The sequence below is a fragment of the Adhaeribacter sp. genome, assembly GCF_057359045.1.
Genome location: NZ_JBMQUD010000136.1, coordinates 1 through 14,767, shown reverse-complemented (window position 1 = coordinate 14,767; position 14,767 = coordinate 1). Strand labels below are relative to the sequence as shown.

Below are 14,767 nucleotides of genomic sequence, written 5' to 3'. Positions count from 1 at the left end.
GTCGGCTTTAAGTTTGTTTCAGGAACCAACCATTCTGGAACCTTGGCGGCAAGCCCTCCGCGCCCTCTTAGTTACACCCAACATTAACGGCATTATTGTCGGCCGGGCCTGCCGCTTGTTAGCCGATGCGAAAGAAATAAACGAGCAGGACTTAGGCGTTAAATTTAGCTTAGCGTTATCCAGCGCCCAGCAACCTGGTTATTCAGCGGCTTGGCTCGAAGGTTTTTTAAAAGGCAGCGGTATGATTTTATTGCTGGACGAGGTGCTTTGGAATATTCTGAACAATTGGGTAAGTGCTTTGGAAGAAGAAACGTTTGTGCAGATTCTGCCCCTACTTCGGCGCAATTTTGCCTCTTTTACGCCGGCCGAAAGACGTAAAATTGGCGAGAAAGCAAAGTCTGGCGGCTCGCTTACGAAAACGGCCACCCAAACCAATACCGCTGATTTCAATTACGAACGCGCCGAAAAAGCTTTACCCATTATCGCGCAGTTATTAGGGTTGGAGGTTTAATTTTTCTCTCGCGAGCGTCCTCGCTCGTGAGGTTTTTTTCCGGCCTCTGGCCGCTTTAACTGTTTATTGATAATTAATAAATGGTTTACACTAGCCGGAGGCCAACCAATAAAATCCACGAGCGAAGACGCTCGCGGCAGGAAAGTAAAATATTTACATTGTTTATTTTATTATGAACGAAGCACAATTAAAACGTTGGCGGTTAATATTAGGCGGCGAAGCAGCCGATGGAACCGGGGTTAGTTTATCTGGCCAGGATATTAACCTGGATAAAACTTTGACGGCTCTTTACGATTCCGAACGGAGCGCGGGCTTAGGCGCTTCCTCGCCGAATGTATCGCGGTGGCTCGGCGATATCCGGACGTACTTTCCGGCTTCGGTGGTAAAGGTGATGCAGCAGGATGCTTTAAAACGGCTGAACTTAACCTCTATGCTGCTGGAACCGGAAATGCTCGCCTCGGTAGAACCGGATGTAAATTTAGTGGCTACGCTCCTGACTTTAAGCCGGGTTATTCCGGATAAAACCAAAGATACCGCCCGTGAAGTGGTGCGCAAAGTGGTTGACGATTTAACCAAAAAACTAGCCCAACCCATGCAGCAGGCCATTACCGGCAGTTTAAATAAAGCCGCTAAAATCAGGCGGCCGCGCCACAACGAAATAGATTGGCCAACCACCATTCTGAAAAACCTGAAGCATTACCAACCCGAATACAAAACCATTATTCCGGAAACCCGCATTGGCTTTGGCCGGAAAAGAGCCGCCCTGAAGGATATAGTTATTTGCCTTGACCAAAGCGGGTCGATGGGCGCCTCGGTAGTTTATTCCGGCATCTTTGGCGCGGTCATGGCTTCTTTGCCAGCAGTAAAAACCAAAATGGTAGTTTTTGATACCGCCGTAGCCGACCTGACCGAAGAACTCCAGGACCCGGTCGATTTATTATTTGGCGTACAACTGGGCGGGGGTACGGATATTCAGTTAGCTTTAGGTTATTGCGGGCAAATTATTACCCGTCCTTTAGATACCGTAATGGTGCTGATTACCGACTTGTACGAAGGCGGCAACGTGCGGGAAATGAAAAAGCGGTTTGCTGCTTTGGTAGAAAGCGGCGTACAACTAATAGTTTTATTGGCCCTGAACGACGACGGCTCGCCGGCTTATGACCACGGCAATGCTTCTTTCCTGGCCTCCATTGGCGTACCGGTTTTTGCCTGCACCCCCGATTTATTCCCCGACCTCATGGCCGCTGCCTTGCAAAAGCAAGATATTGGCCAATGGGCCGCCAGTAATAATATTCCCATTGCTAGAGGAAGTCGGGATATGGGTACTGATAATTTTTAAATGCCAAATACCTGATTATTTGTTAAAATCAATAAAAATTTAAAATTATATATATTTAAATTGTATATATCTAAAGAAGATATTACCTTTGCCCCATTACTCCGTATCATGTTCAACCTGTAACATAGGAGATTAATACATTGCTAGAACTTACCTCCATATCGCCCCTTTGGTTCATCTCTTAGTTACCAGCTAGAGGTAAGTAAATTTATTCCTTTTACTTTTTTACAGTTCCTGTTTTTGGCTAAAAGCCAATTTCCTGGTTTGCTGTTTTATTCCTGCTGTTCTTATTGCTGAGCTTTGAACCGGTTTCTACCTCCGGCTTTTGGGCCATTCCTGCTTACCTCTTTTCCGGTTGGCAGGTGTACCGGGTTTTACCTTGCCTGAATATACTTCTCCAGCTACTGGGGTAAATAATTATATCAATCCGGCAAATGAAACCCTTGCTGTTACGCGCTATAGAACTTTTTCATAAACCAAGACCATGGGCAAGGAAAATGCCTGTTATACCGGACGCTTCCGTTCGGCAAGAGAAAAAACACGATTAGTTAAACTGGATTTTGAGAAGCAGTTGCGGCAATTGGCTCGGGAACGCCGCCAGCTGCTGGAGCAAAAGCGCAATTTAGGTTTCGAGCCACTGGAACCGCCGGTGCAAAAAGGCTTTAAGCGCTTTTTTGTACTCCGCGATGATGTAGCCCGGAGCCAGCGGGCCGCTTTCTTCCAGGAAATATTAAATAAAATAAACACAGTACAATACAGCGATACACGGGAATTCAGCCGCCGGAAACGGCATCGAGGCCGCAAAATAAAAGTATCCCGGCAACAGGAACTTAAACCGATTTATGAACACGAATGGCAAAGGTTTAAGTTATCGCGGGCACAAGCATTTTATTTTACGGAAGTGCTTGAGTTGAGCCCCAGTCGGGAGTGGCGCCGGGTTTACCGGTTTGTAGAGCCCTGGCGGTTTCGCCTGAAAATTGCGCCCAATTTAATTACAGAGGTCCGCAGGAAAGACTTTGTCCTGGAAAAACGCCTGCACGAAATAGATTATTACCTGGAACGCAATTTCCTGGAAATGAAACTGCAGAAATTAAAATATGGCTATGCTGGCTATAGGTATTCGGATTTTCAGGAGCGAATAGAATATAGAAATTCATTAAAGAATAAGCCGCTGGCGCAAATTCTGGCCACGGTAGCCTTAGAGGCGTGGGATAGTGAAAATATGTATTCCTTCTAAATCGACAGAACCAGATTACTTAAGAAATCATACTTGAAAAATTTTAAACCCTTTAAACCATAAAGCTATGTTGGTGACCCATATAAACCCGAAATATTCCCTTACGGAGGTAGCCTCCCATCGGGAAGCAGGCTTACGCCAGCCATTTTTAAATAAATATTCTAATAGAAGTAAAAAGAAAATACGCCCATGGGCACACATTATATTAAAGGAAAAGACTTAAGTAAAATCGGGTTTGTGAACGATGTGTCGCGGAGCATTGCCATTATGTTGGCAGCGCGGCATTTTAAACACTTACCCAAAACCGAGGTGCTGCAACATTTGCTGGAAGTAAAAGAAAACCCGGCGGCATTTCTGCACCACGAAACACTAGGGCAGTTAGCCCAAACATTTATTACCAAAACCGAAAACAAAACTTTCCAGACATTCCACTTGAATCCGGTGAGTGGCCGGTTAAAAGTATACGGCGGCAAAAATATCCAAGGTACCGCCAAACGCCAGATGGAATTGGCTATGCAGTTGCCGGTGGCATTACAAGGCGCTTTAATGCCGGATGCCCACGTGGGTTTTGGCTTACCCATTGGCGGTGTACTGGCGGTAGATAATGCCGTAATTCCATATGCCGTTGGGTTGGATATTGGCTGCCGCATGGCGCTTTCGGTGTTTGATTTGCCGGAAAAATATTTGCAAAAAGAAAGCTATCAGCTAAAAAAAGCTTTAGGCGAAAATACCCATTTTGGCATTAATGGCGGCATTTCGTTTGCCCAGGACCACCCGGTTTTAGACCATCCGGATTTTAACGCTACGCCCCTGCTGCGCGGTTTACACGGCAAAGCCGTGAGGCAATTGGGTTCGTCGGGCAGTGGTAACCATTTTGTGGAGTTTGGATTGATTGAGCTGTTTGCCGGTAATCCGGTTAATATGCCGACCGGGAAATATTTGGCTTTGCTCTCGCATTCTGGTTCGCGGGGTTTAGGCGCGGCAGTGGCCAAACATTACACCACCCTGGCAATGGAGAGCTGCAAATTACCCAAGCAGGCACAAAACCTGGCGTGGCTGTCGCTCGATTCGGAAGCTGGGCAGGAATATTGGTTGAGCATGCAGTTAGCCGGGGCTTATGCGCAGGCTTGCCACGACCAGATTCACTTAAATCTGGCCAAAGCTATCGGCGAAAAACCGGTAGTTAAGGTAGAAAACCACCACAACTTTGCCTGGCGCGACCAGCTACCCAACGGCCGTGAGGTTATTATTCACCGCAAAGGTGCTACCCCGGCCCATACCGGAGAACTGGGCATTATTCCGGGCAGCATGACCGCACCTGGTTACCTGGTAAGTGGCAAAGGCTGCGTTGATTCTTTGTATTCGGCTTCGCACGGAGCGGGTCGGCGGTTGTCGCGCGGCCGGGCTAAAGAAAGCTTTACGGTATCGGGCATGAAGAAAATATTGTCGGCGGCGGGTGTAACGCTGCAAGGCGGCAGTCCCGAAGAATGCCCGCTGGCTTACAAGGATATAGATATGGTTATGGACGGCCAAACCGCTTTGGTGGAGGTGCACGGCAAGTTTCTGCCCAAGATTGTCAGGATGCATAAAGAATAAAGTGATGGCAGCCTATATAATTCAAATAAGCGCCGGCCGCGGACCGGAAGAGTGTTGCCGGGTGGTGGCGCGGGTCCTGGAAATATTCCTGAAAGAAGCCCGCTCCCGAAATTTAATGGCCGAGGTAGTGGAAACGGTGCCCGGCCTTTTAAACAGCACTTTGTTGTCGGCATTGGTTTCAATAGACGGCCCGGCAGCCAATATTTTTCTAAAAAGCTGGATTGGCACGGTGCAATGGATTGCCCCCAGCCCTTACCGGAAGTTTCATAAACGGAAAAACTGGTTTGTGGGCGTGCAGGCTTTTGATGCGGCTCGACTATTCCAATGGCAGGAAAACGAAGTACAGTTCCAAACTTTGCGGGCTTCCGGACCGGGTGGCCAGCACGTGAATAAAACCGAATCGGCGGTGCGGGCGCGGCACGTCCCATCAGGTATTGCGGTGATGGCTTCCGAAAGGCGTTCGCAATACCAGAACAAGACCGAAGCCCTGGAACGGCTGCAAGCCAAAGTAAAACAGTGGCACATAGCGGGAGCCGCTGCTCAGGCCCAAAGCCAATGGCAACAGCACAATTGCTTAGAACGCGGCAATGCCATTCGCACTTTTACCGAGCGATTGTAAGACTGTAAACCAGAAGTAAGTAAATAAAGAATGGGCCAATAAGAGCCTATCGGGCAAGCTAACCAGTACCAGGATAATTGGAAATTATTCCGGTACTGGTTAGGAGTTTCGATGGGCTCATTCAGATGCAAAAAGAAAGGAGTTTACATGAATATTTCGCAAAAATACGGACGAACTTACCATTATCCGTTTTCGCCGGGCACCACCAGCGACGACCGGATTAATTACCATTACTGGCAAGATGTGCAACAGATGCAAATGCTCATCCATACCGAAAAGCTGGATGGCGAAAATAATTGCTTGAATCGCTACGGGGTGTTTGCCCGCTCTCACGCAGCCCCTACGGTTTCGCCCTGGACCCAACACCTGCGACAACGTTGGGAGAGCATTCGGCACGACCTCGGCGACCTGGAACTGTTCGGAGAAAACTTGTACGCGGTGCACTCTATTAAATATTTACAACTGGAACACTACTATTTTGTATTTGCCGTCCGGTATTTAGATAAGTGGCTAAGTTGGGAAGAAGTAAGCTTTTATGCTGCCTTGTTTGATTTTCCGACAGTGCCGGTTTTAGCGGTGGTTCCGGTTAACCATAGTTTAACCGAAGCCATTTTGCAGCAGCAGGTAACAGAATGGGCCGGGCAGCCCAGCCAGTTTGATTCTTACGACACGTTTCTAAATAAGCCCACTACCCGGGAAGGAGTTGTGAGCCGCAATGCCCACGAATTTGCTGTTGCCGACATGTCGCACCACGTGTTTAAATACGTGCGCCCCGGTCATGTTAAAACCGATGCCCACTGGACCCGCAACTGGCAGCGGGCAAAACTCCGATGGGAAATAGGTAAAATCTAACCTAATAAACTTAAATCCGGAGCAATTATTTGAAGTCAAATTGAAAACCTCAGATTGGAACCGGTAAATGAAAAATGTGCGGCTAAAATATTGGCTGCTATAATTAAAAAAGAGATGGATTGGACATTAACAAAAGATAAAAGCTGGCACGCCTTAATTCAGCAATTTAAATGGGTAGCCGCTATGCAGGAAGTTCCCCAAGACCCAAGGTACCACGCCGAAGGCGATGTGGCTACCCATACTCAAATGGTACTGGCAGCCTTAGAAGACGAACCTATTTACCAGGATTTGCCTGCACAAAAGCAAGAATTACTGTGGGCGGCCGCGCTGCTCCACGATGTAGAGAAACGGAGTACCACGGTGCAGGAAGAAGATGGCAGCATTACTTCCCGGAACCACGCAAAAAAAGGAGAGTTTACGGCCCGCCAAATTTTGTTCCGCGATATTCCTACTCCTTTCTTTTTGCGGGAAGAAATTGCCGCCTTGGTCCGGCTTCACGGCTTGCCCTTATGGCTGCTTCAGAAACCAAATCCGCAGAAAGCTATACTGGAAGCCTCGTTGCGTACTGAGATAAATCTGCTTTACTTACTAACCCGGGCCGATGTGTTAGGCCGGATATGTGCCGACCAAAAGGAGCTGCTGGAGCGGGTAGATTTTTTTAAAGCTTTTGCCGAAGAAGCAGATTGCTTGTACCATCCCAAAGTGTTTCCCTCCCCGGATGCCCGGTTTATTTATTTTTATAAGGAAGATGCCTCACCCGATTACATACCGTTCCGGAAAGAATCGTTTGAAGTAGTTATGTTATCCGGTTTACCCGGTATGGGCAAGGATAAATATATAAAACAGCATTTCGGGCACCTGCCGGAAATCAGCCTGGATGCCATTCGGGAACAACACAAGTTAAAACCAGATGACACTGCTGCAACGGGTTGGGCCGTGCAGCGGGCACGGGAACAAGCCCGGGAATATTTGCGCAAGAAGCAATCTTTTGTCTGGAATGCTACCAATATTACCCGCCAAATGCGCGGGCAATTAATCGATTTGTTCGTTACGTATGGAGCATGGGTAAAATTGGTGTATGTAGAAGTGCCCTATGTTACCTGGAAAAAGCAAAATACCAACCGGGAAAATCCGGTGCCGGAAAAAGTACTCTATCGTTTATTGCATAAGCTGGAAGTACCGCAGCTAACTGAAGCCCACGAGGTAGTTTATGTGGTGGAATAAAGTTTATCCAGAATTCTTAATTATTTAAATTTATAATAATTACTCTGGCTTGGTGAACCTCACCCTAAATCCCTCTCCTAAAAGTGAGGAACTTAAGTTACTACTTAGATAAAGTTTAATTTCAGCAAAAACAGGTACCCTATTATTTTACCAAAATAAAACGCGAATATTTAAGATGGAAGCATTACCGGAATTCCCCTGCTCCTCAAGGAGAAGAAGTTTGAGGATGAGGTGCATCTTTAAAGCTATGTTCTAACCATAAGAGTCTTATTAACCCAAAATAATACCCACTACTTTCTCAACCTCAATAAACTTTAATCGTATAAAAAATAACTTTCAACAATTTTTGAAAGTTTAAAAACTTCATTACTTTTAAGCCATGGAATTACCCGAAGCAAAGCAGAAATTTATCCAAGCCTGGGGCAAGTTGGGCTCCGAGTGGGGTATTAATCGCACCATGGCCCAAGTACACGCTTTGCTTTTAATTTCGCCGGAAGCCCTGACCACCGAAGATATTATGGCCGATTTACAAATATCGCGGGGCAACGCCAACATGACCTTGCGCGACTTAATTGACTGGGGTTTAGTAGAAAAACAGCACCGCCCCGGCGAACGGAAAGAATATTTTTTTGCAGAGAAAGATACCTGGGTAATTGCGCGGCAGGTAGCCAAAGAGCGGAAAAGAAGAGAACTGGACCCGGTAATTAAATTGCTGGACCAACTTAAAGTAGTAGAAGGCAACGAGAACGACCCGGAGTACCAAACTTTTAAAACCACAGTATCGGATATCAGCAACCTGGCTAATAACGTGGATAAAACCTTGCAAACCATGCTGAAAGCCGAAGAGAGTTGGTTCTGGGGCTCTATTTTCAAGATTTTTAAGTAAACCTATTTTTTTATCTAAAACTTTCATTTTTTTCTGAAAATTCAATAACTATGTTTCACTTCTAAATTTTACTCTTATGAACTATGCCATTTTAACCTACGCTGCTTACCTGGTTATCAGTATTGCCCTTACTATTTGGGTGGCCCGAGTACTCTTTAAAAACGGCCGTATTTTCCTCGTCGATATTTTCCACGGCAATACCGATCTGGCCGATTCGGTGAATAAATTACTCGTAGTGGGTTTTTACCTCATAAACATTGGATACATGAGCTTATCTTTAAGAGAAACCAGAATAATAGATAGTTCTCAGGCAGTAATTGAAGTACTCAGCTATAAAATCGGCTATATTATTTTAATCCTGGGGGCCATGCACTTCCTGAACCTGATTATTTTTTATAAACTCCGCCACAAAGCCCAACTTATTGGACCAAACGGCAGCTTGTTTTAATTTATCATACGCGGTTAGCCGGGAGCAGAAAAAGAGCTTATGGGTTTAAATAGATTAAGTTTTCTCCGGTTATTCTTCTGCCAAAATTCCTGCTCTGGTTAACTGCGTATTTCCTCTCTTATATTTTCATCGGTACAATTCTAAATATTATGGCTAAGGTAATTTTAGCCGGAGGCAGTGGCTTCCTCGGGCAAATACTCAGTAACCATTTCCGGGCAAAAGGCGATGAAGTAATTATTCTGACCCGCCACCCCTACCCTGCTAACAACAGTGTTTTAACCGTGGCCTGGGATGCACAAAACCTGGGCAACTGGCTGAGTCACCTTGAAAAAAGCGATATTCTTATAAACCTCACCGGCAAAAGCGTAAACTGCCGTTATACCCCGCAGAATAAAAAGGAAATTTTCTCCTCGCGCCTGAACGCCACCCGGGTTTTAGGGCAGGCCCTGCAATTATTGGCGCATCCGCCTAAAATCTGGATAAATGCGGCCTCGGCTACCATTTACCGCCACGCCGAAGACCGGCCGCAGGATGAGTTTACCGGCGAACTGGGCTCTGGCTTTTCGGTAGAAGTCTGCCGGCAATGGGAAGAAACTTTTTTCGCGCAGGAAACGCGCGGCGTGCGCAAAATAGGGTTGCGCCTGGCTATTGTTTTGGGCAAAAATGGCGGGGTAATTCCTTACTTCCGGAACCTGGCTACTTTTGGTTTAGGCGGCAAACAAGGCAATGGCCAGCAATATTTTAGTTGGGTACACGCCGAGGACCTTACCGGTATTATTAATTTTTTAATTGATCGCTCGGAGCTAACCGGCATTTTCAACGTTTCGGCACCTAATCCCATTCCCAACTACGCTTTTATGCGGGTCCTGCGCAAAGTTACCCAAGTTACGTACGGCCTGGATAGCCCAAAATGGCTTTTGGCACTCGGGGCCAGATTCATCGGCACCGAAACAGAACTGATTCTGAAGAGCCGCTGGGTTTTACCTACCCGGTTACTAAATGCGGGTTACGTCTTTAGCGTTCCCACCATTCAGGAAGCCTTGGCGGCGTGTGTATAAATTGGTGCAATGGCTCCTTCGTACATTTTTGCCTATGCCTGAATTAAACCAGTTAAGCTATTGGGTTTAATATAATCCGGCTGTCCGGTAAATTACCAAGGCCGGAGGCCAGGATATAATAATCACCGGCGGGCCGCCGGCGATAGCAGTAGCAGGCCAAACCTAAGCACCATCATTTATAATTAAGCAAATTAACCCCTTCTCAACATGATTTCTAAAAGATTACTCCTAATTGTGGGGCTACCGCTCCTCTTTGCTTTTCTTGTCCGGTTTGTTTTTGGGGTTCATGCCTGGAACGAATTATTCTCGGTTATGACATTAAGCTTTTTGTTTTTACTGCCCTCCGGAATTGGGGCCTTAACCATTTATTATTCTTCTGTAGAGAAAGTCAAAAGTCGCGCTTACCGCCTCTTTATGCCCTGGTGCCCAATTTTTGGTTTCTTCGTTTTAACCTTAATTTTCTCTATCGAAGGTTGGGCTTGCTGGTTAATGGCTTTGCCTTTGTTTATGTTAGGCGCTTCGGTGGGTGGAGTAGTGGCAGGTTATTTTAAACTCCGGAACAACGCGAAAAAAGAAACACTTTCCGTTTCCGTTATCGCCATTCTGCCTTTTTTGTTTTCACCGGCCGAACAAATAATAGCTACGGCACCGGCTACTTACCGGGCCTATACGTACATCGATATTGAGGCACCGAAGGAAGCTATCTGGCAACACGTAACCAATGTAAAAGCCATTAGCCGCCAACAGGATAAAGGCTGGCTCACCCGGTGGTTGGGTTTTCCCAGGCCCATTAAAGCCGAATTAAATTACCAGGGAGCCGGCGCGTACCGCAAAGCTATTTTTGACAAAGGTTTGGTTTTTCACGAACAGGTTACCGCCTATGCCCACGAAAGAAAAATGGAATTTGATATTAAAGCCTACCCCCACGAGATTCCATCTGCCACTATGGATGAGCACGTGGTAATTGGCGGCAATTATTTTGATGTACTAAACGGCACGTACGAGCTGAAACCCCTTTCGGCTACTACGTACCGCCTGCACCTGTACAGCCATTTTAAACTAACAACTTCATTTAATTTTTATGCCCGTTGGTGGGCTAACCTGATTATGCAGGACATTCAGAACAATATTTTACAAATAGTAAAAAAACGGGCCGAAAAGAATAACCAAACTGCTATTATTTACCAATAACTGTATTCTTCGTTAGAACTGCTGCCGTTAAACCAGAATAATCGATACATAATGACTAACGATTTAAGCAAATCGAAAGTGATCTAAATTTGTACTTTACTATTTAGTAAATATTCATAGCATTTACTTTTATGAAATAATAACTATACAGCATCTTGTTAATAAAGCACTTCTAACTTTTATAGGCTTTAAAATATGAGATGCCGCCGGAATATTTTCTTCCAAGTACCGGGTACTTTATTTACCCTGGTATTTCTGTTAACCGCTTTACTATACCTGCACTTTGTCCGGATATGTTATTCCCAGGAAAGTACATCGGCTAAAATAAGCGCGGCTATTCAAACTATTCTGAACCCACGGCAGCATCAGCCGGCAATACCGGAAATAAACTTACCTACTTATGCAGCCCGGCTTCCGGCAGGTTGGGTATCGGAACTCGGCATCTCGCCGAAAGAAGAAGTTTGGGTAGCAACCAGTTCCGGCAACACTTACTATACCAAATCAGTGGAAGAACTATGGCATTGCGGACCATTTAGAAATAAAGAGCCATTTTATTCGGCTTATAGCGGAAATTTCGAAAGAGTAAATTTCTTTTCCGAAGATACTTTAATGATTTCGGGCTCTATTGAGGGAATGTACGATGATAGCAATTATATTTATTGGTCTGGCGACCATGGCAAGAACTGGCGAAAAATAAAAATTGGTGATAGTAACAGGATAGATGCAGCTTATGTAAATAATAAGGGAAAAGCCTGGTTAGGCGGCTCGTCTCAACGTATTTATTATTCTGCCGATTGGGGCCTAACTTGGGAACAAAAGAACATAGTAGCACCTTACCATATTCTGTGGTTTTCTACCATATATTTTGCCGATGACGAACAAACTGGTTTAATAGGTTCTAACGACAATACCATTTTCCGGACCAAAAATAATTGTAAAACCTGGCAGGAACTCCCCACTCCTTTAGCGCAGGGAAAATACAAGACGCTTTCAAAGGAGATCCAACCAGTAATAAAGAAAATAAGATTTTTGGGCAACTATTACCTGGTTAATCAACAGGAGAAAATTTTCTACACCTCCCAGGAAAAAATAAACTGGCAGCCCTTACCCGACGTCATAGATTTTGAAGTTACCACCAAAGGTCTAGTATATTTTGTTCACCGGAATTTAACCGTTTCCCTGGCCAATTCACAATTAACTACCTTATGGCAAACTGCCGAAAAGTTAAGCAACGCTCCCGCTGCCACGGCGGTCCGAAATAACAAACTCTTCGTGTACACTCCTAAAATGATTTATAAAATAGATAAAAGTTCGTTTAAAAGCCCCCCCTTATTAACTACTGAAATTCCGATTGCCGAACCTTACCTACAAGTTAAAATCAAGGGAGCAGAAATCGGCTTTCACCAAAACGATGTATTGCACTTAGATAAAAAGAAAAATCAATGGTATCGCAGCCAAATGCTGCCTTTTGCGGTGGGTAATGCGGTAATCTTTAACGAACAACTAATTATTGCGGATACTGATTTAAAGAATCGCTACACTTTAAACCCGATTAATGACCAAATCGAAAAATACGATTTGCCCTCTTCTCTTTTTAATCTCACCCATAACCGCATAAAATCGTTTTCGATGGAGCAAGGCAGCCAAGGGTGTTTCCATTCTGAAAAGAACCTGAAAAATTATGTGCGAAAAGGAGACATCTTTGTTCTGGACCAAAACACTAAATTAAAAGATGTATTAACGAATATTCCCAGTCAAATTCCGGTACATAGGTTAAATTATTTACTTAACACCGTAATTAAATACCGGAATAATATGTTTAGAGTGGCAGATTTAGAAATAACCCTAAAAGATGTCTCTTCTTTTGTAATCTTAATAAACGAAAAAGAAAAAAAGATTAAAGAGAAAGGAATAGAACTATATACATTCCAAAACTATTATCGTTTCCCCGGCGAAAATAGTGATTTCAATTTTTACCGGCAGGTTGCCCGATCCATTAATCGTATCCCCGATGCAGTGGTCAATAAAATATTTAGCACCGGTTCTGGTAGCTTGGGTACTACTACCAACTGGATTAAACTAACCTTTACTTTTCAGGATGGGCGGGTGTTAACCCTATCTAACTCCGATAGTAACCCAAATTATTTTCATACTCCCTGGAAAATAGATTTTGAAGGACTATTACTTAAGTCTAATTCCGTGGAAATAGGTCGCCAAATAGATGCGCTTACCGGCGGGACCTTTTTTAACCCATATGCTAAAGACAAACAATATGCATTGTTTCAAATAGCTGATTATTTATACCGCGAATCCTTGCAACAATAAGGCACGCTGACGATAGAGGCTGTTTACCGTTTGTAAATTGGATACACCCGCTGCTTCTGCTGCGGAGTCACTAACAAGTTGTCTGGCAGAAGCTTTGAAAATCAGGTAATCTTCCGGCAAAAGAGGGGAAATAAAAGCTCTCCCCTTCCAAGAATAGAAGTATTCCCTTTTCTATGAACAAAATATATTAAATTAATAATATTTAAACTATATTAACAACCAACTTTAAAATTGAATCGCAATGAAATTAAATTCTACCTTCTTATTGTTGGTTCTAGCCCTTTCAGTACTTTTTTCCTGTAAAAAAGAAGAGGAATTACAAGATTTAACTATTCTCAAATTTTCGCCTCAATCTGGCCCTTACGCTTCGCAGGTGACGATTGAGGGTACCGGTTTTAGCCCAAACCCAGCCGAGAACAAGGTAAAATTTAATAATGTAGAGGCCCTGGTGAAAACTTCTACCCCTAACCAATTGGTGGTAGAAGTTCCCAAAGGTGCCGGAACAGGTCCGGTAACCGTTCAGGTAAATGCAAAAACCAGTACGGGTGAAGCTTTTGAATATAAATATACCGCTACAGTCAGCACCTTTGCAGGCAGTGGGGAGGTCGGCCTAAAGGATGGCACCGGCACCAACGCCCAGTTTTTTAGGATGGTTAACATTGCTGTGGATGCTAATGGTAATCTGTATACGGCCGGAGGAACAGCTATTCAGAAGATAACCCCGGCAGCCGTGGTGAGCACCCTGGCCGGAAGCCTTGATTTTGGATTTGCCGACGGAACCGGCAATAAGGCCATTTTTCAGGATACACGAGGCATAACTACGGATCCACAAGGGAATGTTTTTGTGACTGACGTTACAAATGACCGTATTCGGAAAATTACGCCGGCGGGTGTGGTAACCACCATAGCCGGAAGTGGCCGTGGTTTTGAGGATGGTAATGCCAGCTCTGCGCTATTCTTTGTACCGGCGGGTATCGTGCAGGATGCCCAAGGGAATTTATATATATCGGACCGCGGTAACGGACGCATTCGGAAAATAACCCCTACTGGAATGGTAAGTACCTTTGCGGGAAGTGGCAATCCTGTTCCTGGTTATGCAGATGGAGCTGGAAATGTTGCTCAGTTTTTTGGTTTGCATGGAATAGCCATAGATAAACAAGGTAATTTGTATGTAGCTGACGAATATAATAATCGTATCCGGAAGATAACACCGGCAGGGCTGGTGAGCACGTTGGCCGGCGCAAGTTTGAAAGGTTTTGCCGATTCCGACGGCACGAGCCCTGCTCTGTTTAATAACCCGGTAGCCTTGGCAGTAGATGGCCAGGGGAATGTTTATGTAGCGGATTATAGCAATCACAGTATCCGAATGATAACGCCAGTTGGGGTGGTTAGTACTATCGCTGGCAATGGCAAACTTGGGTATAAAGATGGTGCAGGCCACACAGCTCAATTTCATAACCCTTCGGGAATAGCCGTGGATG

At 44.9% G+C, this 14,767-nt stretch carries 13 protein-coding genes; all 13 read left to right on the top strand.

The window, feature by feature from the left end; translation table 11 throughout:
• The coding region (locus tag ACO1R6_RS21710) for a DUF5682 family protein (RefSeq protein ID WP_486267250.1) at nucleotides 1–511 on the top strand (511 nt) is incomplete at its 5' end.
• 172 nt (nucleotides 512–683) lie between these two features.
• Entirely contained in the window at nucleotides 684–1,850 is a 1,167-nt protein-coding gene (locus tag ACO1R6_RS21705; RefSeq protein WP_486267248.1) for a VWA domain-containing protein, read from the top strand.
• 484 nt (nucleotides 1,851–2,334) lie between these two features.
• Nucleotides 2,335–3,087 (top strand): hypothetical protein, encoded by a 753-nt coding sequence (locus ACO1R6_RS21700; RefSeq protein ID WP_486267246.1) that lies wholly within the window; start codon nucleotides 2,335–2,337, stop codon nucleotides 3,085–3,087.
• 189 nt (nucleotides 3,088–3,276) lie between these two features.
• Nucleotides 3,277–4,683 carry an RtcB family protein gene (locus tag ACO1R6_RS21695; protein ID WP_486267244.1) on the top strand — a complete coding sequence of 469 codons (1,407 nt, stop codon included), beginning with the start codon at nucleotides 3,277–3,279 and terminating at the stop codon, nucleotides 4,681–4,683.
• A gap of 4 nt (nucleotides 4,684–4,687) precedes the next feature.
• A complete protein-coding gene (gene prfH / locus ACO1R6_RS21690; RefSeq protein ID WP_486267242.1) occupies nucleotides 4,688–5,302 on the top strand; it encodes a peptide chain release factor H in 615 nt (204 codons plus the stop codon).
• Nucleotides 5,303–5,449: 147 nt separating this feature from the next.
• Entirely contained in the window at nucleotides 5,450–6,154 is a 705-nt protein-coding gene (locus ACO1R6_RS21685; RefSeq protein WP_486267240.1) for an RNA ligase family protein, read from the top strand.
• A 114-nt stretch (nucleotides 6,155–6,268) separates the two neighbouring features.
• Complete coding sequence (locus ACO1R6_RS21680; RefSeq protein ID WP_486267237.1) at nucleotides 6,269–7,378, top strand: AAA family ATPase; 1,110 nt, start codon at nucleotides 6,269–6,271, stop codon at nucleotides 7,376–7,378.
• Nucleotides 7,379–7,757: 379 nt separating this feature from the next.
• Nucleotides 7,758–8,264 carry a GbsR/MarR family transcriptional regulator gene (locus ACO1R6_RS21675; RefSeq protein WP_486267235.1) on the top strand — a complete coding sequence of 169 codons (507 nt, stop codon included), beginning with the start codon at nucleotides 7,758–7,760 and terminating at the stop codon, nucleotides 8,262–8,264.
• A gap of 76 nt (nucleotides 8,265–8,340) precedes the next feature.
• Nucleotides 8,341–8,712, top strand: coding sequence for a hypothetical protein (locus ACO1R6_RS21670; RefSeq protein WP_486267233.1), 372 nt, complete (start codon nucleotides 8,341–8,343; stop codon nucleotides 8,710–8,712).
• 149 nt (nucleotides 8,713–8,861) lie between these two features.
• A complete protein-coding gene (locus tag ACO1R6_RS21665; protein WP_486267231.1) occupies nucleotides 8,862–9,770 on the top strand; it encodes a TIGR01777 family oxidoreductase in 909 nt (302 codons plus the stop codon).
• 207 nt (nucleotides 9,771–9,977) lie between these two features.
• Entirely contained in the window at nucleotides 9,978–10,961 is a 984-nt protein-coding gene (locus tag ACO1R6_RS21660; RefSeq protein WP_486267229.1) for an SRPBCC family protein, read from the top strand.
• Between the two features lie 195 nt (nucleotides 10,962–11,156).
• Nucleotides 11,157–13,286: a WD40/YVTN/BNR-like repeat-containing protein gene (locus ACO1R6_RS21655; protein WP_486267227.1), complete on the top strand. Its 2,130-nt coding sequence runs from the start codon at nucleotides 11,157–11,159 to the stop codon at nucleotides 13,284–13,286.
• Between the two features lie 241 nt (nucleotides 13,287–13,527).
• Nucleotides 13,528–14,767 (top strand): IPT/TIG domain-containing protein (locus ACO1R6_RS21650; RefSeq protein ID WP_486267225.1); only part of this gene is annotated, 1,240 nt, incomplete at its 3' end.

Excerpts from the sequence above, each read along its gene's own strand:
- ACO1R6_RS21675 (WP_486267235.1), top strand. The coding sequence starts at position 7,758 with ATGGAATTACCCGAAGCAAAGCAGAAATTTATCCAAGCCTGGGGCAAG.
- ACO1R6_RS21705 (WP_486267248.1), top strand. The coding sequence starts at position 684 with ATGAACGAAGCACAATTAAAACGTTGGCGGTTAATATTAGGCGGCGAA.
- ACO1R6_RS21665 (WP_486267231.1), top strand. The coding sequence starts at position 8,862 with ATGGCTAAGGTAATTTTAGCCGGAGGCAGTGGCTTCCTCGGGCAAATA.
- ACO1R6_RS21700 (WP_486267246.1), top strand. The coding sequence starts at position 2,335 with ATGGGCAAGGAAAATGCCTGTTATACCGGACGCTTCCGTTCGGCAAGA.
- ACO1R6_RS21670 (WP_486267233.1), top strand. The coding sequence starts at position 8,341 with ATGAACTATGCCATTTTAACCTACGCTGCTTACCTGGTTATCAGTATT.
- ACO1R6_RS21685 (WP_486267240.1), top strand. The coding sequence starts at position 5,450 with ATGAATATTTCGCAAAAATACGGACGAACTTACCATTATCCGTTTTCG.
- ACO1R6_RS21695 (WP_486267244.1), top strand. The coding sequence starts at position 3,277 with ATGGGCACACATTATATTAAAGGAAAAGACTTAAGTAAAATCGGGTTT.
- ACO1R6_RS21680 (WP_486267237.1), top strand. The coding sequence starts at position 6,269 with ATGGATTGGACATTAACAAAAGATAAAAGCTGGCACGCCTTAATTCAG.
- prfH (WP_486267242.1), top strand. The coding sequence starts at position 4,688 with ATGGCAGCCTATATAATTCAAATAAGCGCCGGCCGCGGACCGGAAGAG.
- ACO1R6_RS21655 (WP_486267227.1), top strand. The coding sequence starts at position 11,157 with ATGAGATGCCGCCGGAATATTTTCTTCCAAGTACCGGGTACTTTATTT.
- ACO1R6_RS21660 (WP_486267229.1), top strand. The coding sequence starts at position 9,978 with ATGATTTCTAAAAGATTACTCCTAATTGTGGGGCTACCGCTCCTCTTT.